Origin of the sequence: Pseudarthrobacter sp. R1 (assembly GCF_024494415.1) — a bacterium.
GTDB lineage: Bacteria > Actinomycetota > Actinomycetes > Actinomycetales > Micrococcaceae > Arthrobacter.
Genome location: NZ_JAMKFI010000011.1, coordinates 89687 through 109978, shown reverse-complemented (window position 1 = coordinate 109978; position 20292 = coordinate 89687). Strand labels below are relative to the sequence as shown.

General features: G+C 65.9%; 18 protein-coding genes. 8 read left to right on the top strand and 10 right to left on the bottom strand.

Annotated features, from left to right (window positions below):
- Position 1 precedes the first annotated feature (1 nt).
- The 4 genes from M8J71_RS21490 to M8J71_RS21475 form a co-directional block, all read right to left on the bottom strand.
- Positions 2-922: an FAD binding domain-containing protein gene (locus M8J71_RS21490; protein ID WP_256249886.1), complete on the bottom strand. Its 921-nt coding sequence runs from the start codon at positions 920-922 to the stop codon at positions 2-4.
- The gene (locus M8J71_RS21485; protein WP_256249885.1) at positions 913-2121 is read right to left on the bottom strand and encodes an XdhC family protein; all 1209 of its coding nucleotides are present in this window, start codon (positions 2119-2121) and stop codon (positions 913-915) included. Before M8J71_RS21485 ends, M8J71_RS21490 begins: the two co-directional genes overlap by 10 nt.
- Positions 2122-2292: 171 nt before the next feature.
- Positions 2293-3813 (bottom strand): NCS2 family permease, encoded by a 1521-nt coding sequence (locus M8J71_RS21480; RefSeq protein ID WP_256249884.1) that lies wholly within the window; start codon positions 3811-3813, stop codon positions 2293-2295.
- Between the two features lie 15 nt (positions 3814-3828).
- Positions 3829-4323: a nucleoside deaminase gene (locus M8J71_RS21475; RefSeq protein ID WP_163166294.1), complete on the bottom strand. Its 495-nt coding sequence runs from the start codon at positions 4321-4323 to the stop codon at positions 3829-3831.
- Positions 4324-4726: 403 nt separating this feature from the next.
- On the opposite strand from M8J71_RS21475, the gene M8J71_RS21470 reads away from it, so the two are divergent.
- Complete coding sequence (locus M8J71_RS21470; protein WP_256249882.1) at positions 4727-6097, top strand: 8-oxoguanine deaminase; 1371 nt, start codon at positions 4727-4729, stop codon at positions 6095-6097.
- A gap of 100 nt (positions 6098-6197) precedes the next feature.
- Here the strand turns inward: M8J71_RS21470 and M8J71_RS21465 are convergent, their stop codons facing one another.
- On the bottom strand, positions 6198-6383 hold the full coding sequence (locus M8J71_RS21465; protein ID WP_256249881.1) for a hypothetical protein: 186 nt from the start codon (positions 6381-6383) through the stop codon (positions 6198-6200).
- Between the two features lie 351 nt (positions 6384-6734).
- Here M8J71_RS21465 and pucL point away from each other — a divergent pair, with 351 nt between their 5' ends.
- Both pucL and M8J71_RS21455 read left to right on the top strand, forming a co-directional pair.
- The gene (gene pucL, locus M8J71_RS21460; protein ID WP_256249880.1) at positions 6735-7643 is read left to right on the top strand and encodes a factor-independent urate hydroxylase; all 909 of its coding nucleotides are present in this window, start codon (positions 6735-6737) and stop codon (positions 7641-7643) included.
- A 179-nt stretch (positions 7644-7822) separates the two neighbouring features.
- A complete protein-coding gene (locus M8J71_RS21455) occupies positions 7823-9328 on the top strand; it encodes a nucleobase:cation symporter-2 family protein (protein WP_256249879.1) in 1506 nt (501 codons plus the stop codon).
- 72 nt (positions 9329-9400) lie between these two features.
- Here the strand turns inward: M8J71_RS21455 and M8J71_RS21450 are convergent, their stop codons facing one another.
- On the bottom strand, positions 9401-10156 hold the full coding sequence (locus tag M8J71_RS21450) for an IclR family transcriptional regulator (protein ID WP_256249878.1): 756 nt from the start codon (positions 10154-10156) through the stop codon (positions 9401-9403).
- Positions 10157-10368: 212 nt separating this feature from the next.
- On the opposite strand from M8J71_RS21450, the gene M8J71_RS21445 reads away from it, so the two are divergent.
- The 4 genes from M8J71_RS21445 to M8J71_RS21430 are packed head-to-tail and all read left to right on the top strand — an operon-like array spanning position 10369 to position 15552.
- A complete protein-coding gene (locus tag M8J71_RS21445) occupies positions 10369-11808 on the top strand; it encodes an NAD-dependent malic enzyme (protein WP_256249877.1) in 1440 nt (479 codons plus the stop codon).
- 37 nt (positions 11809-11845) lie between these two features.
- Entirely contained in the window at positions 11846-13444 is a 1599-nt protein-coding gene (gene aceB / locus M8J71_RS21440) for a malate synthase A (RefSeq protein ID WP_256249876.1), read from the top strand.
- 3 nt (positions 13445-13447) lie between these two features.
- Entirely contained in the window at positions 13448-14725 is a 1278-nt protein-coding gene (locus tag M8J71_RS21435) for a DUF6986 family protein (RefSeq protein WP_256249875.1), read from the top strand.
- A 14-nt stretch (positions 14726-14739) separates the two neighbouring features.
- Positions 14740-15552 (top strand): bifunctional allantoicase/(S)-ureidoglycine aminohydrolase, encoded by an 813-nt coding sequence (locus tag M8J71_RS21430; RefSeq protein ID WP_256249874.1) that lies wholly within the window; start codon positions 14740-14742, stop codon positions 15550-15552.
- 86 nt (positions 15553-15638) lie between these two features.
- On the opposite strand, the gene M8J71_RS21425 is transcribed toward M8J71_RS21430, so the two are convergent.
- Positions 15639-16814: a zinc-dependent alcohol dehydrogenase gene (locus M8J71_RS21425; protein WP_256249872.1), complete on the bottom strand. Its 1176-nt coding sequence runs from the start codon at positions 16812-16814 to the stop codon at positions 15639-15641.
- 179 nt (positions 16815-16993) lie between these two features.
- On the opposite strand from M8J71_RS21425, the gene M8J71_RS21420 reads away from it, so the two are divergent.
- Positions 16994-17242, top strand: a complete 249-nt coding sequence (locus tag M8J71_RS21420; RefSeq protein ID WP_256249871.1) for a hypothetical protein — start codon at positions 16994-16996, stop codon at positions 17240-17242.
- Positions 17243-17323: 81 nt separating this feature from the next.
- On the opposite strand, the gene M8J71_RS21415 is transcribed toward M8J71_RS21420, so the two are convergent.
- The 3 genes from M8J71_RS21415 to M8J71_RS21405 form a co-directional block, all read right to left on the bottom strand.
- Positions 17324-18043: an HAD family hydrolase gene (locus M8J71_RS21415; protein ID WP_256249870.1), complete on the bottom strand. Its 720-nt coding sequence runs from the start codon at positions 18041-18043 to the stop codon at positions 17324-17326.
- The gene (locus M8J71_RS21410; protein WP_256249869.1) at positions 18043-18333 is read right to left on the bottom strand and encodes a hypothetical protein; all 291 of its coding nucleotides are present in this window, start codon (positions 18331-18333) and stop codon (positions 18043-18045) included. The genes M8J71_RS21415 and M8J71_RS21410 overlap by 1 nt, the downstream gene beginning before the upstream one ends.
- Positions 18334-18450: 117 nt before the next feature.
- Positions 18451-20259 carry a glycoside hydrolase family 15 protein gene (locus M8J71_RS21405; protein ID WP_374114883.1) on the bottom strand — a complete coding sequence of 603 codons (1809 nt, stop codon included), beginning with the start codon at positions 20257-20259 and terminating at the stop codon, positions 18451-18453.
- Positions 20260-20292: the final 33 nt, after the last annotated feature.

Here is a 20292-nt window from a genome sequence, read left to right as displayed (position 1 = left end):
CTCAGGCCCCTTCCTGCTGTGCGTAAAGTCCACGGTTCTTCGGCGGCCAGAAGTCGCCGGAAACCCGGAGGCCGGGCGCCCCTTCCGGGGCCGCGAGTTCGGCGCGGATTTCCTCGGCGAGACGGTAGGTCATGTCCCGGCGCCAGACCGGCAGGCCGTGGATGTCGTCGTGGTAAAGGTCGTTGGGAATCGCTGCGGTAATTGCGGCGGCCAGCACATCGGCGTCGGGAAGCCCATCGAAGCGCAGCTGCACGGGCCGTTTGGTGGCGGCGGTGACGGTGAGCACCAGCCGGGTTCCGCCGTCGAGCCTTCCAACCAGCAGCACCCCGGACCTGCCGAGGTTGCTCAGCGACAGGCGGCGGAACGCCACCCGGGAGGCGAGGGCCGACGCCGGGAGGTGGACGCTGCGCAGCAGCTCGCCCGGTGCCAGGCAGTTCTTTGCGTCCCCCGTGACGAAGTCCGTCACCGGGACGCTGCGGCTGGTGCCGCCGGGGCCCAGGATGGTGGCGCTGCCGTCCAGGCCGGCACACAGCGAAATGACGGGCCCGGCGGGCAGCGAGGTGCACAGGTTGCCGCCCACGGTGGACATGTTCCACACCTTGAAGGAGGCAACAAAGGAGTCGCAGCATGGCTGGATGAGGTCCAGGGCCGGCCAGCTTCGGCCTGCTGCTGCAGCAGAGCCGGGGAGGCTGTAGAGGTCCGCGACAGTACAGGTGGCGGCAAGCTCGATCCCGTCAGCACTGACGGTGACGGGGGTCCAGCCGGCGTTGCCGAGGTCCAGGAGCCGCCTCAGCGGCTGGGGGCCGAACGCGAAGCTGCCGTAGGAGAAGAGGACCGTGCCTCCGGCGAGCCAGGCGTCGCCGTCGCGCCATTCCGCGGGGTCGGTGGTGGGGACCACCGCCTCAATGGTGTTCATGTCCATGCGATCTCCTGCTGCAAAGAGTGGGTGGGCGCCGGCTTCGCGGCGCGCTCCTGGTGGATGGGGCCGGAGGTCTCCCTCAACGGCTGATGGGAGGCTGCCGGATGCCGGGCGGCGATGACTTCGGCCAGGACGGAAACCGCCACTTCCGCCGGTGTGACGGCACCGAGATCCAGGCCGAGCGGTGAGTGGAGCTGGGCGATCCGTTCGGGGCGTACGCCGGCGTCGAGCAGGGCGCCTACCCGTTGGACGTGGCTGCGCCGGGAGCCAAGGGCCCCAATGAAGGCGACGTCCAGCGCCAGCGCGGTCTCCAGCAGGGGAACGTCGAATTTCGGGTCGTGGGTGAGGACGCAGATGACCGTCCGGGCGTCGACCCGTCCTGCCGCCGCTTCTGCTGCGAGGTAATGGTGGGGCCAGGCGGTGACTACCTCGTCCGCTGTTTGGAACCGTGCTTGGGAGGCAAAGGCCGGCCGGGCATCCACCAGGGTGACGTGGTAGCCGAGCGGTTTGGCGGCGGGCAGCAGCGCGGCACTGAAGTCGTTGGCGCCGAACACCAGCATGCGCGGCGGCGCGAGCCGGGACTCGACCAGGAGGGTGGCTGCGCCGGTGCACAAGCCAGGCCCGGCCAATTGCAGCACACCGGTGGCGCCGCTGCGAAGGAAGGACTCGAGCTGCACGCTGCGGGCACGGCCGGCCCCGGGGTCTCCCGGAAGGTCCAGCAGCGCGCGCAGTTCCGGATGGCGGGACACATCCGCAGCGGCCGGCTGGGAAATAACGACGGCGCCGCTGCCGCCGGCATCCAGCCTCCGGACCAGCGCCACCGGTTCGTCAGGCCCATAAGCCACCAACTGCAGCAATGCTTCCGCCAGCCTCCCGCCGGGGTTCCCGTTGGCCGGTTCGATGTGCACGTCCAGTTCGCCCCCGCAGGTGAGCCCGACGGCGAAGGCATCGGCGGCGCTGTAGCCGAACGTCTCGAGCCGGGTGGCGCCGTCGTCCATTGATTCCAGGGCTGCCGCCACAACGGCCCCCTCGACGCAGCCGCCGGAGAGGCTGCCCAGGACTGCACCGGCGTCGGACACCAGCATGGAGCTGCCCACGGGCCGGGGAACGGAGCCGCTGGCCCGCACGATGGTGGCCACCGCGAACCGCTGTCCGATGATGGTGGGCGCCCAGCAGGGAAGTGAAGGGATCAGGTCAAGCATGGCGGCGCTCCTTCTTCCACTGTGCGGTGGTGTCCATATTGTCGTTCCTAACGGGAGCCGGGCCAAGCACTGGTCCGGCTCCAGGGAAAATTGCTGCCGTTCCGGACATCCGCACCCAGGGTCACAGGTGCGGATGCCCGGAAGCGGAGCAGGTGCGGCTGAAAGCTGCGGTCAGGCGCCCAGCAGCAGGTTGATGGGCCCGCGGGCGAAGTACACCAGGAACCCGGCGCTGACCACCCACATCAGGGGATGGATCTTCTTCGCTTTCCCGGAAGCCGCCCCGATGATGGCCCAGCTGATGAAACCCACGCCGATGCCGTTGGCGATGGAGTAGCTCAGCGGCATGGTGACGATGGTCAGGAAGGCGGGCAGCGCGACGGAGAACTTGCTGAACTTGATCTCCCGGATCTGCGCCATCATCATCGCGCCCACCACCACCAGGGCAGCGGCTGCCACCTCAAGCGGGACCACGCTGGTGAGCGGCGTCAGGAACATCGAGCCGAGGAACAGCACCCCGGTGACCACCGACGCCAGGCCGGTACGGGCACCTTCGCCAATGCCGGCGGCGGAGTCGATGTATACGGTGTTGGAAGAGCCCGAGGTGACTCCGCCTGCGACCGCGCCCACGCCTTCCACGATGAAGGCGGACTTCAGGCGGGGGAACGTTCCGTCCTTGTGGGCGACGCCGGCGCTCTTGGCCAGGCCGGTCATGGTGCCCATGGCGTCGAAGAAGTTGGTGAACACCAGGGTGAACACCAGCATGGTGGCGGCCAGCCCACCGATTCGGCTGAAGGCTCCGAACAGGTCGAACTGCCCCACCAAGCCCAGGTCCGGGGCGGACACCAGCTGTCCGGAGAGTACCGGGGTGTTCAGGTGCCAGCCGCCGGGGTTGGTTTCGCTGGCCGGGCCGATTTTCAACACTGCTTCCACGACGGCGGCGAGGAAGGTGGTGGCCACGATACCGATCAGCAGTCCGCCCTGGACCTTGCGCGCCACGAGGATGCCCATGGCCAGGAGTCCGACGATGAACACCAGCGTGGGGATGGAGGTGATGGAGCCGCCATTGCCCAACTGGACGGGCGGTCCGCCCGCCGTGGCCTTGACGAACCCGGAATCCACGAAACCGATGAAGGCTATAAAGAGGCCGATGCCCACCGTGATGGCGGCCTTCAGCTCCTTGGGGACGGCCCGGAAGATGGCGGTCCGGGCTCCGGTGATGCCGAACAGCACGATCAGGATGCCGTTGATCACCACCAGGCCCATGGCTTCGGCCCAGGTGACTTCCTGGATGACCGAGACGGCCAGGAAGGAGTTGATGCCCAATCCGGCGGCGAGGCCGAACGGCAGGTTGGCGACGAGCCCGAACAGGATGGTCATCACGCCGGCGGTCAGGCCGGTGACGGCACCCACCTGCGCGGCGGAGAGCCAGCCCCCGGCGACGTCGGTAGGGGCGTTGTCCGCGCTGAAGCCGCCCAGGATCAGGGGGTTGAGGATAACGATGTACGCCATGGTGAAGAAGGTGACCAGGCCGCCGCGGAATTCACGGGCCAGCGTGGAACCGCGCTGGGTGATGTGGAAGAACCGGTCAAGGATGGCGTTCGACGCCGGCGGCTTGGGGGCGCCTGATGCCGGCTGGGAGGTGCGGGGGGATGGAGCCGAATGCTCCTCGTGGGAGGAATCCAGGATGGTCATGGTGAGCCGCCGGGCCTAGTAGTCGATCCTGGATTCAAGCGTGTTCCAGGTGTTGAACGGCTCCAGCGGGGCCGGGGCCTGGGGATCGCCCAGCTCCAATTTGGATACCGGCATCAGGGAATCCCTGTCCTGGTTGTCGAAGTATTCGTAGAAGACGGCGTCATCGAAGCCGACGGAGGCGGCGTCGTGCCGGTCGGCAGCGAAGACCACCCGCTCGACGCGGGCCCAGAGTGCGGAAGCCAGGCACATGGGGCATGGCTCGCAGCTGGTGTAGAGGACGGCGCCGCTGAGGTCGAAGGTGCCGAGTTCGCGGCAGGCGGTGCGGATTGCAGTGACTTCGGCGTGGGCCGTGGGATCGTTGTCCGCAGTGACGCGGTTGACGCCGTCGAACGTTTTGCCGTCCGCGGTGACGATCATGGCGCCGAAGGGGCCGCCGCTGTTCAGGACGTTGGCCGTTGCCAGCCGGATGGATCTGGCCAAAAATTCCTCGGCCGTGACGGTGGTACTCATGATGCGACTTCCTTATTGCCGGGAAGCCTGTTGCCGCTTGCAGGACCAGTAGAACCAGGTGCGACGGTTACCAGGCTTCAGCATGTGCTGTGAAGGTTAAGTTGCGCCTGGTAGATAGCTTCCCGACAGTCCGGGTGCCCGCCTTTGGCAAAATCGAGATTAGCACCGGATTGTGGCCCGCGCCATAGTTTTCTGAAAACTTTATTCCGCAATGTGAAATCCAGGTTACGTGTTCTTCACCGGGCGGGCCGCGGCCGGTCACATTGTGGGGACGTTGACGCAGGTCAGGCTTGTTCCCTACTCTGATGGCACCGCCGCTGCCCGCAGCCGCCGGTACCTGGATCAGCAGACAGGGCCTCACTGAGCTGGAAATACCGCATCTGCGCTCAGACAAGGACACTCCATGACCCATCTTCCCGCTCCTGCCGCATCCCGCCTCTGGATCCGGAATCCGCAGGCCGCCTTCACCGCCAACACCCTTGACGCCTCCGGCGGACTCGTGGTCAGCGGCGGAATCATCGTGGAAGTGCTCGGCGCGGGCCAAGTGCCGGCGGAACCATGCACGGAGGTCTTCGACGCCGGAAGCCACGTGCTGCTGCCGGGCCTGATCAACACGCATCACCACTTCTACCAGACCCTCACCCGCGCCTGGGGTCCGGTGGCGAACGCCCCATTGTTCCCCTGGCTGCAGAACCTGTATCCGGTCTGGGCCCGGCTTACGCCGCGGGACCTCGAGCTCGCCACCACGGTGGCGCTCGCCGAACTCCTGCTCTCGGGCTGCACCACGGCAGCGGACCACCACTACCTCTTCCCGGGCGGCCTGGAACACGCCATCGACATCCAGGTTGAGGCGGTGCGCCGGTTGGGAATGCGGGCCACCCTGACGCGCGGGTCCATGACCCTCGGAACGGATGACGGCGGCCTGCCGCCCCAGTCCACCGTCCAGGCACCCGAGGTGGTGCTGGCCGACAGCGAACGCCTGGTGGCCGAGTACCACGAGCGCGGTGAGGACGCGGTCATCCAGATTGCCTTGGCACCGTGCTCGCCCTTCTCGGTAACGAAGGACATCATGGCCGAAAGCGCTGCGCTCGCCGAGCGGCTGGACGTGCGGCTGCACACCCACCTGGCTGAGACTCTGGACGAGGAGGACTTCTGCCGGGAGATGTTTGGGCTGCGGACCGTTGACTACCTGGACAGCGTAGGCTGGCTGACGGAGCGCACTTGGCTGGGCCACGGCATCCACTTCAGCGACGCGGAAATTGCCAGGCTGGGAGCCGCGGGCACCGCCGTCGCACACTGCCCCACGTCCAACATGCGGCTGGCGTCGGGGACGGCACGCGTCCTGGAACTGGAGGACGCCGGGGTGCCGGTGGGGCTGGGAGTGGACGGCTCGGCGTCGAACGATGCCTCGAACATGATCCTTGAAGCGCGGCAGGCGCTGTACCTCCAAAGGCTGCGCTATGGGGCGGCCGTTCCTGTGGAAAGGGCGCTTGGCTGGGCCACGCGGGGCTCGGCGGCCGTCCTTGGGCGTCCAGGGCTGGGCCAGCTTGCCCCTGGAATGCAGGCAGACCTGGCGCTGTTCCGGCTGGACGACCTGCGCTTTTCGGGCAGCCACGACCCTATCGCCGCGCTGCTGCTGTGCGCTGCCGACCGGGCCGACCGGGTGATGGTGGGCGGGCAGTGGCGCGTGGTGGACGGGCAGATCCCCGGACTGGACATTGCCGGGCTCATCGCCGAGCACTCCGCGGCCGCCCGGCGGCTGGTGAACGGCTGACGCCCAGCCCGACTCGACGGTTCCCTGCGTACCCGACGCCCAGCGACGTCGAACCCGCAGGGAACCGTCGATTTGGCCGCAGCCCGCGGCGCCAGCTGGGCTAAAGGCGCTTGCCGAAGCCCGGCAGCGCGTGGACCCAGCGCGAGAAACGCCCCGGGACATGGTCCCGGTCGGCCGGCAAATAGAAGTCCGGATCCGTTCCGCCGCCAAGGGGGAGGTAGAACTCCTGGACTGTGGGTGCCGCCGTTTGTGCCGGTGCAACCGGCGTCGTGTCCTGCTGGTACATCTGATCCTCCTCCGAGGGGTTGAAGTAGTTCCATAAAATGGAAAATAACTTTTGCTATGTGGAATAGCTTAGGTGGCAATCCGCTGCTTCGTCAACGGTTCCCGCACTCCCCGGTCACAAATCGATTTTTCGCTTTGTGATGTACACCACCGGCTTGCTGAGCTACGCTGGATGTCAATTCGTGGTGTATGTCACGTAACCTGGGAGCAGCAGGCAGGGTCGTAATGAGCTGGCATCAATGGATGCCGGCTCTTTTTTGTTGGGTCGGCTCCACCGGAAACGCGCTTGAAACGCGCGCTTAATTTCAGTGATGGAACCTAGGTTCCACTTACCGGAAGTTGGGAACAGACCATGAGCAGCAAGATCATCCTCGGCGAAAACCAGTACGGAAAGGCCGAGGTCCGGGTCGTCAAGATCACCCGCGACAGCGACCGCCACGAAATCGAAGACCTCAACGTCACCTCGCAGCTGCGGGGGGATTTTGCGGCCGCACACCTCGAAGGCGACAACGCCCACGTGGTGGCCACCGACACCCAGAAAAACACCATTTACGCCTTCGCCCGGGACGGCGTCGGCTCCCCGGAGGCATTCCTGCTGCGGCTGGGCCAGCACTTCACGTCCAGCTTCGACTGGGTGACCGGCGGCCGCTGGGAAGCCGAGTCCTACAGCTGGGACCGGATCCAGGCCCACGGCACGGAGCACGACCACTCCTTCGTGCGCAACGGCCAGGAAGTGCGCACCGCGGTCCTGGTCCGCGACGGCGCCACCACCCACCTCATCTCCGGGCTCAAGGACCTGACCGTCCTCAAGTCCACCCAGTCAGGCTTCGTGGGCTACCCCAAGGACAGGTACACCACCCTGCAGGAGACCACCGACCGCATCCTGGCCACCGACGTCTCGGCGCGTTGGCGCTTCAAAACCGGAACCGATTTCAGCGCGCTGGACTTCAACAAGAGCTACGAGGACGTCAAGGGTCTTTTGCTTGAAGGCTTCACCGAGAAGTACTCCCACGCCCTGCAGCAGACCCTGTTCGACATGGGCACCAAGGTCCTGGAGGCACACAGCGAGATCGACGAGATCAAGTTCTCCATGCCCAACAAGCACCACTTCCTCGTGGACCTCTCACCCTTCGGCCTCGACAACCCCAACGAGGTCTTCTACGCGGCAGACCGCCCCTACGGCCTGATCGAGGCCACCGTCCAGCGCGACGACGCCACCCCGGCGGGCATCGCCTGGTCCGGGATCGCCGGCTTCTGCTAAACCGCACCACCCACAACTCCAGGCCCGGAGTTTTTGTCCAGCTACGACGCCCTCAGCGCACTTAAAGTCCGCATACGTGGACAAAACTCCGGGCTTTCATCCACGTCTTTCCGCAACACCCGTTAGCCAGACCCCGTTAGCCAGACAATGTCGTCTGCCATGAACCAAGAAAGTCTGCCATGAACACCAGAAAGAAACTGGCCGCTGCGGCCGCCGGTAAAAGCAAGCAGCCGGCCCGTCCGGAGGACCAGCGGCTCCCCATCGCAAGCACTTTTGCCTACGGCTTCCAGCACGTCCTCACGATGTACGGCGGCATTATCGCCCCGCCCCTGATCATCGGCGCCGCCGCCGGAATGTCGTCGCAGGACATCGGCCTGCTGATTGCCGCCTGCCTCTTCGTGGGCGGCCTGGCCACCATCCTGCAGACCATCGGCGTCCGGTTCTTCGGCTCGCAGCTGCCACTGGTCCAGGGCGTCTCGTTCGCGGGTGTTTCAACCATGGTTGCCATCGTCCACGGCGGCGGCGGAATCCAGGCGGTGTTCGGATCCGTCATTGCGGCATCGCTGATCGGCCTGCTGATCACGCCGCTTTTCTCCAAGATCATCCGGTTCTTCCCGCCGGTGGTCACCGGAACGGTCATCACCACCATCGGACTTACCCTGATGCCCGTGGCCGCCAACTGGGCCATGGGCGGCAACCGGACTGCCGAGAACTACGGCAGCATGGCCAACATCGGCCTCGCGGCAGCCACCATGGCCATCGTCCTGCTCCTGAGCAAGGTGGGCAGCGCCGCGATCTCCCGGCTGTCCATCCTCCTTGCAATGGTCCTGGGCACCGCGATCGCCTTCGCCTTCGGCATGGCGGACTTCTCAAAGGTGGGCCAGGGCGAGATCGTCGCCTTCCCCACGCCGTTCGCCTTCGGACCGCCGGTGTTCGAAATCGCCGCCATCATTTCCATGCTCATCGTCATCCTGGTGACCCTGACCGAAACCTCGGCGGACATCATCGCCGTGGGCGAGATCGTCGGCACCAAGGTGGACTCCAAGCGGATCGGCGACGGGCTCCGTGCGGACATGCTGTCCAGCGCCATCTCCCCGCTGTTCAACTCCTTCACCCAGAGCGCTTTCGCCCAGAACGTTGGCCTGGTGGCCATCACCGGCGTCAAGAGCCGCTTCGTGGTCAGCGCCGGCGGCCTGATCCTGGTGATCCTCGGCCTGCTGCCCGTCCTGGGCCGGGTGGTCGCAGCGGTGCCCACCCCCGTGCTGGGCGGCGCCGGCGTCGTACTTTTTGGAACGGTGGCCGCGAGCGGCATCCGCACCCTCTCCAAGGTGGAGTACAAGAACAACATGAACCTGATCATCGTGGCGGCGTCCATCGGGTTCGGCATGATCCCCATCGCCGCCCCCAGCTTCTACGACCAGTTCCCGTCCTGGTTCGGCACCATCTTCCACTCCGGCATCAGCTCGGCTGCCGTGATGGCCATCCTGCTAAACCTGCTGTTCAACCACCTCAAGGCCGGCAACTCGGAGAACCAGTCGGTGTTTGTTGCCGGCACCGAACGCGTGGTCCGGGAAGAGGACCTGAAATGCCTGGCCGACGGCGACCGCTTCGAAGGCGGCAAGCTCATCGACTGCGACGGCAAGGAAGTCCCTGTCCAGTCGTCCGAAAAGGCGTCAGAGCACTAACACCATGGAACGCAGACGGCGGCCCGCTTCTGGAAGAAGCAGGCCGCCGTCGGCGTCATCATAGGGGTTGGATCAGTTGCGGTTGAGCTCCATAGAGATGGCCTCGGCAGCTTCGCGGAGGATCGGCACGGCTTTGCCTGCGAAGTCCTCGTCAACCCGGGACACCGGACCGGAAACGGAAATTGCGGTGGGGGTGGGAGCGTTGGGCACAGCCATGGCGAAGCAGCGGACGCCCAGTTCCTGCTCCTCCTCGTCAATGGAGTAGCCCCGTTCCCGGATGAGCTTCAGGTCGGCGAGGAGTTCCTCGACGTCGCCAATGCTCTTCGCCGTGGGGGTAGGCATCCCGGCACGGGTGACGATGCCGCGGACCGTGTCGTCGTCCAGCTGCGCAAGGATGGCCTTGCCGACGCCGGTGGCGTGGGTGTGGGCGCGGCGGCCCACCTCGGTGAACATCCGCATGGAGTGCAGCGAGGGCACCTGCGCCACGTAAATGACCATGTCCGAGTCGAGCACGGCCATGTTCGAGGTCTCCCCCAGCCTGTCCACCAGCGTTTTCAACTGTGGGCGGGCTACGGCACCAAGCTGCTTGTTGGCTCCCTCGCCCAAGCGGATGAGCCGCGGACCCAGGGCGTAGCGCCGGTTGGGCAGCTGGCGGATGTAGCCCAGCGACACCAGGGTGCGCAGCAGGCGGTGGATTGTGGGCAGCGGCAGGTCCGTGGACGAGGACAACTCGCTGAGGGTGACATCGCCGCCGGCGTCAGTGATCAGTTCCAGCAGTTCGAAGACGCGCTCAACGGATTGGACGCCACCTGCGGCTTTCTCAGCCATGTACCAGTCTCCTGTGGACTCGGATTCCGACAAGTCTTATCCGCATCGTGAAAAGAGTTGCCCTAATGCTCTCAAGATACAGCACCGGCCGGGCTGACGCGATGAACAGTAAGATGGGGTTGTATTTCCACAAAGTAGATAATAGTATCCATAATACGAAAACATTCGGATTCGAGCAGAAGCCCGTCCCGGGCCCAACAGGAGGACATTCAATGGCGAACCCCAGCCCCGGAAATTCGATCACCCTGCGCGTGGAAGCACCGTCAAGCTTCAGCGCCACCAGCGAGCTCGCCGCGGCCGTCGGCGCCGCGGGCGCGGCCATTACCGCCCTGGACGTCAGCGAGTCCCACCACGAGACGCTGGTTGTCGATGTCACCTGCAACACCACCGATGATGAGCACGCAGGCAGGGTCAAAGACGCTCTCAACGCGCTCGACGGCGTCACTGTCCAGCACGTCTCGGACCGCACCTTCCTGATGCACCTGGGCGGCAAGCTCGAAGTCGTCCCCAAAGTAGCCCTGCGCAACCGCGACGACCTCTCCCGCGCCTACACTCCCGGCGTCGCACGCGTTTGCCTGGCCATTGCCGAGGATCCCGCAGCGGCCCGCAACCTGACGGTGAAGCGCAACACCATCGCCGTCCTCACCGATGGATCAGCCGTCCTGGGCCTGGGCAACATCGGCCCGGCCGCGGCCCTGCCGGTCATGGAAGGCAAGGCCGCCCTGTTCAAGCAGTTCGCCAACGTTGACGCCTGGCCGGTCTGCCTGGACACGCAGGACACCGAGGAAATCATCATGATCGCCAAGGCCATGGCTCCCGTGTATGGCGGCATCAATTTGGAAGACATTGCAGCCCCCCGCTGCTTTGAGATCGAAAACCGGCTCCGCGAGGAACTGGACATTCCGGTGTTCCATGACGACCAGCACGGCACCGCCATCGTCACCCTCGCTGCCCTGGTGAACGCGCTCCGGGTTGTGGGCAAGAAGCTCGATGAGGTTCGTATTGTGGTTTCCGGTGTGGGCGCCGCAGGCTCCGCCATCATCCAGCTCCTGAAGGCCCAGGGCGCACGGCACATCATCGCCGCCGGCCGCTCCGGCGCCATCCACGCCGGCGAGAAGTACAGCGACGAGCACCGCAGCTGGATTGCCGCGAACACCAACGAAGAAGGCTTCGCCGGCACCCTGCACGAGGCCCTCGTGGGTGCGGACGTCTTCATCGGCGTCAGCGCCCCGCACGTGATTGGCGAGGAGCAGGTTGCCGCCATGGCAGAGAACGCCATCGTGTTTGCCATGGCCAACCCCACGCCGGAGATCGATCCCGTGATCGCCTCCCGGCACGCCGCAGTGGTGGCCACCGGCCGGAGCGACTTCCCCAACCAGATCAACAACGTGCTGGCCTTCCCCGGCTTCTTCCGGGGCCTGCTCGACGCCGGCGCATCGGACATCACTCCGGAGATGCTGGTGGCCGCCGCGGAGGCGATTGCCAACCGGGTAGCTGACGACGAGCTCAATGCCAGCTACATTATCCCCAGCGTCTTCGATCCCCACGTGGCCGCCGATGTTGCCTCAGCCGTTGCCGCCGCCGCCCACGCCGCCAACGTGGCAACCGCGGCTGCAGCCAAGGAGCTCGAAGAAGCCCTGGCCAGCGCCTGATTCACTGCCTGACTTCAGTACAAGGAAAGGACCAGAAATGGCCATCACTGTCACAGACCCCCGGCCCATCGAGCGCGCGGAGGAGATCCTCACCCCCAAGGCGCTGGCATTCCTGGAGGAGCTGCACACCCGTTTTGCCGGCACCCGCAACGAGCTCCTGGCAGCCCGCGGCGTCAAGCGGCAGCGCGTTGCCGAGACCGGCAAGCTGGACTTCCTGCCGGAAACCCAGGACGTGCGCGACGGCGACTGGAAGGTTGCGCCGGCACCAGCGGCTTTGCAGGACCGCCGGGTTGAGATGACCGGGCCGGCCTCTCCGGCAAAGATGGCCATCAACGCCTTGAACTCCGGGGCCAAGGTGTGGCTCGCGGACCTCGAGGATGCCAGCACACCCACCTGGGCCAACGTCATCGATGCCATCCTGAACCTCCGCGATGCCGCCCAGGGCACCCTCAGCCACACGTCGGCCGAGGGCAAGGAGTACAGGCTGCGCACTGACGCGCCGCTCGCCGTCGTGGTGGCCCGGCCCCGCGGCTGGCACATGCCGGAGAAGCACCTGCTCATCGACGGCGAACCCGCCGTCGGCGCGCTGGTGGACTTCGGCCTGCACTTCTTCCACGTGGCCAAGCAGCTGGTCCTCAACGGACAGGGACCGTACTACTACCTGCCCAAGATGGAAAGCCATCTGGAGGCCCGGCTCTGGAACGATGTCTTTGTCTTCGCCCAGGACTACCTCGGCCTGCACCAGGGCACCATACGCGCCACAGTACTGATCGAAACCATCCCGGCCGCATTCGAGATGGACGAGATCCTCTACGAACTGCGCCGCCACGCCTCCGGCCTGAACGCCGGCCGCTGGGACTACCTGTTCAGCATCATCAAGTACTTCCGCGACGCCGGCGAGGAGTTTGTGCTGCCGGACCGTGCTTCCGTTGCCATGACCGCCCCGTTCATGCGTGCCTACACCGAACTGCTCGTGAAGACCTGCCACAAGCGCGGCGCCTTTGCGATGGGCGGCATGGCGGCCGTCATCCCCAACCGCCGCCACCCGGAGGTTACCGAGGCGGCCTTCGCCAAGGTCCGCGCGGACAAGACCCGCGAGGCGAACGACGGCTTTGACGGTTCCTGGGTTGCGCACCCGGACCTGGTTCCCACCTGCCGGGAAGTCTTCGACGCCGTCCTCGGCGACAAGCCGAACCAGCTGGACAAGCAGCGCCCCGAGGTTTCCGTGACGGCGGAGCAGCTGCTGGACGTGGCCTCCGCCGACGGCCAGGTCACCGAGTCGGGCCTGCGGCTGAACCTCTACGTGGCCGTCGCGTACACCGCCGTGTGGTTGTCCGGGAACGGCGCTGTCGCCATCCACAACCTGATGGAGGACGCGGCTACGGCGGAAATCTCCCGCTCGCAGGTGTGGCAGCAGATCCGCAACAAGTCAGTCCTCGCGGACACCGGCAACACCGTCACCCGCGAACTGGTGGAGCGGATCCTGGGTGAGGAAACCGAGCGGCTCCGCACCGAGTTCGGCGACGAGGCCTTCCGCCTCTACTACCAGCCCGCCAGCGAACTCATCGCGGACATCTGCCTTTCGGAGGACTACACGGATTTCCTCACCACCCCGGCCTACGAACTGGTGGGCTGACGCATGCCGGCAACACCCAAGGCGTCGCTCTCCCCGCGGGACCTCGCGCACATCGACGGGCAACTGGCCGCCACTGACCGGCTGCTGGAGCAGAACTACCCGGGCGACGACGGCTCCCGCCAGCCTGTCCACACGGTGTACGTGCCCGCTGACCGGTTCACGGCGTCGTTCGCTGCTGATTGGGGCGCCGAGGCGCTGAACACTGTTGAAGCGCACGGCGGCCTGGCGAAGCTCGGCGCGCTGCTGGGCCAGGACGCCGCCCTCGCGGAGGCCGTTGCCCCGCGGGTTCAAGCCAAGCTGGCGAGTGAGCCGATCGAGGACCTGCGCCTCGACTTCGAGGACGGCTTCGGGGACAGGGGCGACGACGCCGAGGACGCCGCCGCTGTCACCGCGGCATCCGCTGTGGCCGCCGCCGTCGCTGCCGGCTCCGCTCCGCCGTTCATCGGCATCCGCTTCAAGTGCTTCGAGGCGCCCACCCGGGCACGCGGACTGCGCACGCTGGACCTGTTTGTGTCCGGTCTTGCCGCGGCCGGCGAGCTGCCGGAGGGGCTGGTCCTGACCCTGCCCAAAGTCACCACCGTGGCCCAGGTCAAGGCCATGGACTACGCCGTGTCCCGGCTGGAGGAAGTCCACTCCCTGCCCGCCGGACGGCTCCGCTTCGAGGTACAGGTGGAAACACCCCAGCTGATCCTCGGCCCCGACGGGACGTCGCCGGTTGCGCAGTTGCCGCACGCCGTTCCCGGCCGGATCAGCGGCCTGCACTACGGCACGTACGACTATTCCGCGTCCCTGCAGATCTCCGCGGAGTACCAGTCCATGGAGCATCCGGTGGCGGACTTCGCCAAGGAAGTCATGCAGCTGGCCGTGGCGGGCACCGGTATCCGGCTCTCGGACGGATCCACCAACATCATTCCGGTGGGCGACAACGTGGAGAACGCCTGGCAGCTGCACAGCCGGCTGGTCCGGCGGTCGCTTGAACGTGGCTATTACCAGGGTTGGGACCTGCACCCGGCCCAGCTGCCCACCCGCTTCGCTGCCACCTATGCCTTCTACCGGCAGGGACTTCCGGCCGCCGCAGCCCGGCTGCGGAACTACGTGGAGCAGACTGAAGGCGGCGTGATGGACGAGCCTGCCACGGCCCGTGCGCTGGCCGCGTTCGTGCTGCGTGGCGTCCAGTGCGGCGCCGTTGGTGCGGAAGAAGTCCAGGCGCTCGCCGGCGTCGGCATCCCCCAACTGACTGCGCTGGCCCACCCGAGGCTCGCCACCACCTCCAACTCCTAGGTAAGGAACCTTTCATGGGCAAGTACTACTCCCCCACAGGCGGACTGCCGCCGCAGACGCACCTGACCACGGAGCGGGCCATCGTGACCGAGGCCTACACGGTTATTCCCAAGGGCGTCATGACAGACATCGTCACGTCCAACCTTCCGGGTTTTTCGAACACCCGCTCCTGGATCATCGCGCGGCCCATCTCCGGCTTCGCCACCACGTTTTCGCAGCTGATCGTGGAGATCGGCCCGGGCGGCGGTGCTCCCAAGGCCGAGTTCGAGGCCGGTGTTGAAGGCGTCATCTTTGTGACCCGCGGCAAGGTGAACCTCACCCTCGACGGTGAACTGCACCAGCTGGAGGAAGGCGGCTACGCCTACCTGGCTGCCGGTTCGGAGTGGGGCCTGGAGAACGTTTCCAGCGACGTCGTGTCCTTCCACTGGATCCGCAAGGCCTACGAACGCCTTGAGGGCTACGAGGCAAAGTCCTTCGTCACCAACGAAAAGGACGTGCAGCCCACGTCCATGCCGGATACCAACGACGCCTGGAAGACCACCCGCTTCACGGACTCCAACGATCTTGCCCACGACATGCAGGTGAACATCGTGACATTCCAGCCCGGCGGCGTCATCCCGTTCCCCGAAACCCACGTGATGGAGCACGGCCTGTACGTCCTGGAGGGCAAAGCCATGTACCTGCTGAACAACGACTGGGTGGAGGTGGAGGCCGGCGACTTCATGTGGCTGCGCGCCTTCTGCCCGCAGGCCTGCTACGCCGGCGGCCCGGGCGAATTCCGCTACCTGCTCTACAAGGACATGAACCGGCAGGTCCGCCTCACCTAATCACCCGCCCAGCGGGGAAGCGCGAAGTGCCGTGGTGGAGCGTCGCCACGGCACTTCGCGCTTCAGGAGTTCAGTGGTTCAACACGTCAGGGGTTCAGGACCACCTTGATGCAGCCGTCTTCCTTTTTCTGGAACTTTTCGTACAGCGCCGGCGCCCCTTCAAGCCCCGAACGGTGGGTGACAAGATCCATCACACCCAACGGATCGGCGTCGTCCTCCACCAGGGGAAGCAGGTCGTCGGTCCACCGCCGGACGTTGCACTGCCCCATGCGCACCTGGATCTGCTTGTCGAACATTGTCAGCAGGGGCATCGGGCTGGCCTGGCCGCCGTAGACCCCGCTCAGGGACACAGTCCCGCCACGCCGGACGGCGTTGATGGACGTGTGCAGCGCTGCCAGCCGGTCAACGCCGGCCGTCTCCATCGCCTTCTGCGCCAGTTTGTCGGGCAGGAGGCCCAGTGCCTGGTGGGCGAAGCCGGCAACCGGGGACCCATGTGCTTCCATGCCGACGGCGTCCACCACCGCGTCAGGGCCCCTTCCGGCCGTCATCTCCCGCAGCTGGTCCGCCACGTCCTTGGTGTAATCCAGCGTTTCAATTCCGTGCCGCGCCGCCATCTCGCGCCGCTCCGGCACAGGGTCCACGGCAATCACCCGCAGCCCGCGCTGCACACCGATGCGGCCCGAGAACTGGCCCACCGGCCCCAGCCCGAAGACGGCCAGCGTACCGCCGGCCGGGGTGTTGGCATACTCCACGGCCTGCCAGGCCGTAGGAAGGATGTCCGAAAGGAAGAGGTAGCGCTCGTCCGGCAGTTCGCTTCCCACCTTCACCGGGCCATAGTCGGCGTGGGGAACACGCAGGTACTCGGCCTGCCCGCCCGGAACGGAACCGTACAGCTCTGAATAACCAAAGAGGGCAGCACCGGAGCCCTTGTCCTTGACCTGGGTTGTTTCGCACTGGGACTGCAGGCCCTGCGCGCACATGTAGCACCGGCCGCAGGCGATGTTGAACGGGACCACCACGCGGTGGCCCTTGCGGAGGTTGGTGACTGCGCTTCCCACCTCCTCCACGATGCCCATCGGTTCGTGCCCGATCACGTCGCCCTTGTGCATGTACGGCCCCAGCACTTCGTACAGGTGCAGGTCCGATCCGCAGATGGCCGTGGAGGTGATCCGGACAATCGCGTCCGTGGGTTCCTGGATGACGGGATCCGGGACCTCTTCCACACTTACCGAGCGTTTTCCTTGCCATGTCAGTGCTTTCACAATTCACCTTTCCCGGAAGTTTTTTCGCTGCAGTGGGGACTCGCGCCCATCCTTCGACGCTATCGGCTCACGAGGCAAAAAGTAAGCAACCTGACTAAAATCCTTGTTGTTCTGACTTCGTGCTCCTAGCGTAGGAAGAGCTACACCCGCAGACCCCGCAGAAGTGAAAGAGGAACGTTATGTCGCTCTACCAGCCCGAACCGGTTGAAATCTCCACCCGCATGCGGCCCGGAGAGTGGACGGAAGAGAGCCTGGAGCTGCTCGTGGCTAGCTACCGCGAGCGGATCATGGAGATGGGGGCCAGCGCATCGGACGTGGCCACGGAGATTGACCGGAGCGACGACGGCTCGGTGCGGGTGGCTGTCTCTTGGGCCAAGCCGGCCAATCAGGGTGACGAAGACTCCGTTGCCGGCGGCCAGGTCCTGTAGCGCCGAACGGCGAAAGTCCGACGGCGGGATGGCGGCTGCGGGGGCACGCCGGCGCCAGAAGCCGGGCGTCGGAGTTGAGGGTCAGGAGTTGGGCGCCAGGGAGAGCAACCGGCCGATGGCGCTTGATGTGAGGTTCTCGAGCAGGTCGCGCGGACCCTCGTAGACCTCCACGGCGCCCGCGTCACGGAGTTCGCCGGCGTTGACCCCGCCGCAGGTAACGGCAATCGCAGGAATACCCAGCGCCGCAGCGGCCTTCATGTCCCACACCGCATCCCCCACAAAGACGGCGTCCGCCGCTTCCACGCCGATGGCCTCCAGCGCCGCCACGAGGATGTCCGGAGCAGGCTTGCTGTCCTTGGCGTCATTGGCGCTGGTGGCGGCATCGATGAAGGCGTCGGCATCCAGGGTGGCCTTCATGACCTGCAGATCCTTCTTGCGCGCGGAGGAGGCAAGGGCAACGGTGAGTCCCGCCGCATGGCACTGGGCCAGCAGGTCCTTGGCGCCGTCGAAGGGTCGCAGCGCCGGCCAGTGCGAGGCGTAGAGGGCCCCATGGCTGGCCATGATGTCGGAATCAAGGGAACGGTCCCGGTTTGCCGGGAGGAGGCTGTCCACCAGGCGGTCCCCGCCCATGCCCACGAAGTGGTGGATGGATGCCATCGGGATGTCGTAACCCTGCTGGCGGAAGGCGCCCCACCAGGAGATGGTGTGGATGTATGACGAATCGATCAGGGTGCCATCAACATCAAAAAGGATCCCCTGCCGGCGCCCGCCGTCAGGGGACCCAGCATCCCGCAGGGCCATCAACTGACCGCTGCCCGTTTGGCCCCCGCGGTTTTCCTGGCGAGGGCAGCCTCCTCCTTGGCCGTACTCACCGGACGTACGCGCTCCCGGATCACCGTGCCTGCGCCATCGTGGCTCTTGTCCCTGATGAGGCCCGTCCCGGCGATCTCCCGCGCCATTGCCACTCCGGCTACAGCTGCCCTTTTCGTGGGAAAGGTCACCGAGATGGCCATGAGGTTCCCGGTTCCGTCCATCATCCTGATCCGGTAGCCGCCGTCAGGCGCATCCACGAGCTCAAAATACCCGGCCATTTGCAATCACTCCTCCGTCAGTCACCGCACCGTGCTTCCTGGGAGCACTCAATGAAGTGTTAGTAAGTATACTTATCTATTCTGCGAAGGAGAAGTCGCACCCTTGGACGCGCCGCCTCAGCGCGCTTCCGCCGTCTCCGGCGGGATGGGGGTGTCACTTCGCCGAACCGTATCCTGATGCAGCTCCAAAGCGCTAGTCACAAGCGCGAAGTGGCTGAAGGCCTGGGGTGTATTGCCCAGTTGCCGGCCCGCCCGTACGCCCCATTCCTCACTCAGCAGGCCCACGTCGTTGCGCAGCTCAAGGAGGCGTTCAAAGAGTTCCCTCGATTCCTCGTGGCGGCCCGCACCCAGCAGCGCCTCCACCAGCCAGAACGAACAGGCCAGGAAGACGCCCTCATCACCGGGCAGGCCGTCGTCGCTCACGTCGGGGCGGTAACGGAGCACAAACCCGTCCTCGGTCAGCTCCCGCTGGATGGCTTCAATGGTTCCGATGACGCGGGGATCATCAGCCGGCAGGAACCCCACCCGGGGGATCAGGAGCAGGCTGGCGTCGAGCTCCGGCCGCCCGTAGGACTGGACGAACGTGTTACGGCGGGCGTCGAACCCGTTGGCCATCACGTCGCGGTGGATGGTGTCCCGCAGCTTCTCCCAGCGGTCCGCCGGCCCGGGCAGTCCCGATTCGCGGACACCCTTCACCATCCGGTCCGCGGCAACCCAGGCCATCACCTTCGAGTGGGTGAAGTGGCGGCGGGGACCGCGCATTTCCCAGAGCCCGTTGTCAGGCTGGTCCCAGATGGTCTCCAGATGCTCCATCAGTGCGACCTGGACGTCCCAGGCCTCATCCGAGTGCTTCAGCAGGGAGTTCCGCGTCAACGCCAGGCAGTCGAGCACCTCCCCCCAAACATCGAGCTGGAGTTGTTCGGCGGCACCGTTGCCGATGCGCACCGGGAACGAGTTTTCGTAACCCTTCAGCCAAGGCAGCTCCATCTCGGGCAGGCGGCGTTCGCCATGGATCCCGTACATGATCTGCAGGTCCGCAGGGTCACCGGCCACGGCCCGCAGCAGCCAGTCCCGCCAGGCGGCGGCTTCTGCGGTGTAACCGGCAGCCAGCAGCGCCTGGAGCGTCATGGTTGCATCGCGCAGCCAGCAGTAGCGGTAATCCCAGTTGCGGGGGCCGCCCAGCTGTTCGGGCAGCGAGGTGGTCACTGCCGCCACAATTCCGCCGGTCGGGGCGTAGGTCAGGGCCTTCAACGTCACGAGTGACCGGGCCACGGCATCCTGGTACGGGCCCTCCACCGTGCATTGGGAGGCCCAGCCGCGCCAGAACGCGAAGGTGGTCCCCAGCACTTCTTCGGCGTCGACAGTATGCGGCCGCCCAACATGGCTGGGCGCCCACGTCAGGACAAAGGGGACCCGCTCCCCTGCATTGACGGTGAAGTCGCTGACGGTGTGCATGTTTTCGCTGTGAAGCGGGGCCGGGGTGACAAAGTAGACCGCGTCCGGGCCGGCGATGGCATGCAGGCCGTATTCGTCCCTGCGCACCCAGGGGATGATGTGGCCGTAGTCGAAGCGGAGGGTGAGCTCGCCGTGCATCTTCACGCTGCCGCTGACGCCCTCGACGATGCGGACAATGTCCGCCACCGAGTCCCGGGGCGGCATGAAGTCGATGACCCGCACACTGCCTTCGGGGGTGTCCCATTCCGTTTCCAGGATAAGGCTGCCGTCCCTGTAGCCCCGGCGGGTACAGGCGCCCCCGCCTGCCGGCGCCAGGAGCCAGCGCCCGGCTTCAGGCGTGTCCAGCAACGCATTGAAACAGGCGGGCGAATCGAACCGGGGAAGGCAAAGCCAGTCGATGGAGCCTTCCTTATTGATCAACGCCCCGGTATGGAGGTCACCGACAACTGCATAGTCTTCAATTCGCGCCATGCCCTTACCCTGCCACAGCCAGCTCCGAAGTGG

Bases quoted from the DNA above. Each gene is read 5' to 3' on its own strand.
- M8J71_RS21450 (WP_256249878.1), bottom strand. From the start codon at position 10,156: ATGGCTGAGAAAGCCGCAGGTGGCGTCCAATCCGTTGAGCGCGTCTTC.
- M8J71_RS21465 (WP_256249881.1), bottom strand. From the start codon at position 6,383: ATGTACCAGCAGGACACGACGCCGGTTGCACCGGCACAAACGGCGGCA.
- pucL (WP_256249880.1), top strand. From the start codon at position 6,735: ATGAGCAGCAAGATCATCCTCGGCGAAAACCAGTACGGAAAGGCCGAG.
- M8J71_RS21470 (WP_256249882.1), top strand. From the start codon at position 4,727: ATGACCCATCTTCCCGCTCCTGCCGCATCCCGCCTCTGGATCCGGAAT.
- M8J71_RS21410 (WP_256249869.1), bottom strand. From the start codon at position 18,333: ATGGCCGGGTATTTTGAGCTCGTGGATGCGCCTGACGGCGGCTACCGG.
- M8J71_RS21445 (WP_256249877.1), top strand. From the start codon at position 10,369: ATGGCGAACCCCAGCCCCGGAAATTCGATCACCCTGCGCGTGGAAGCA.
- M8J71_RS21435 (WP_256249875.1), top strand. From the start codon at position 13,448: ATGCCGGCAACACCCAAGGCGTCGCTCTCCCCGCGGGACCTCGCGCAC.
- M8J71_RS21455 (WP_256249879.1), top strand. From the start codon at position 7,823: ATGAACACCAGAAAGAAACTGGCCGCTGCGGCCGCCGGTAAAAGCAAG.
- aceB (WP_256249876.1), top strand. From the start codon at position 11,846: ATGGCCATCACTGTCACAGACCCCCGGCCCATCGAGCGCGCGGAGGAG.
- M8J71_RS21430 (WP_256249874.1), top strand. From the start codon at position 14,740: ATGGGCAAGTACTACTCCCCCACAGGCGGACTGCCGCCGCAGACGCAC.
- M8J71_RS21480 (WP_256249884.1), bottom strand. From the start codon at position 3,813: ATGACCATCCTGGATTCCTCCCACGAGGAGCATTCGGCTCCATCCCCC.
- M8J71_RS21490 (WP_256249886.1), bottom strand. From the start codon at position 922: ATGGACATGAACACCATTGAGGCGGTGGTCCCCACCACCGACCCCGCG.
- M8J71_RS21405 (WP_374114883.1), bottom strand. From the start codon at position 20,259: ATGGCGCGAATTGAAGACTATGCAGTTGTCGGTGACCTCCATACCGGG.
- M8J71_RS21485 (WP_256249885.1), bottom strand. From the start codon at position 2,121: ATGCTTGACCTGATCCCTTCACTTCCCTGCTGGGCGCCCACCATCATC.
- M8J71_RS21420 (WP_256249871.1), top strand. From the start codon at position 16,994: ATGTCGCTCTACCAGCCCGAACCGGTTGAAATCTCCACCCGCATGCGG.
- M8J71_RS21415 (WP_256249870.1), bottom strand. From the start codon at position 18,043: ATGGCCCTGCGGGATGCTGGGTCCCCTGACGGCGGGCGCCGGCAGGGG.
- M8J71_RS21475 (WP_163166294.1), bottom strand. From the start codon at position 4,323: ATGAGTACCACCGTCACGGCCGAGGAATTTTTGGCCAGATCCATCCGG.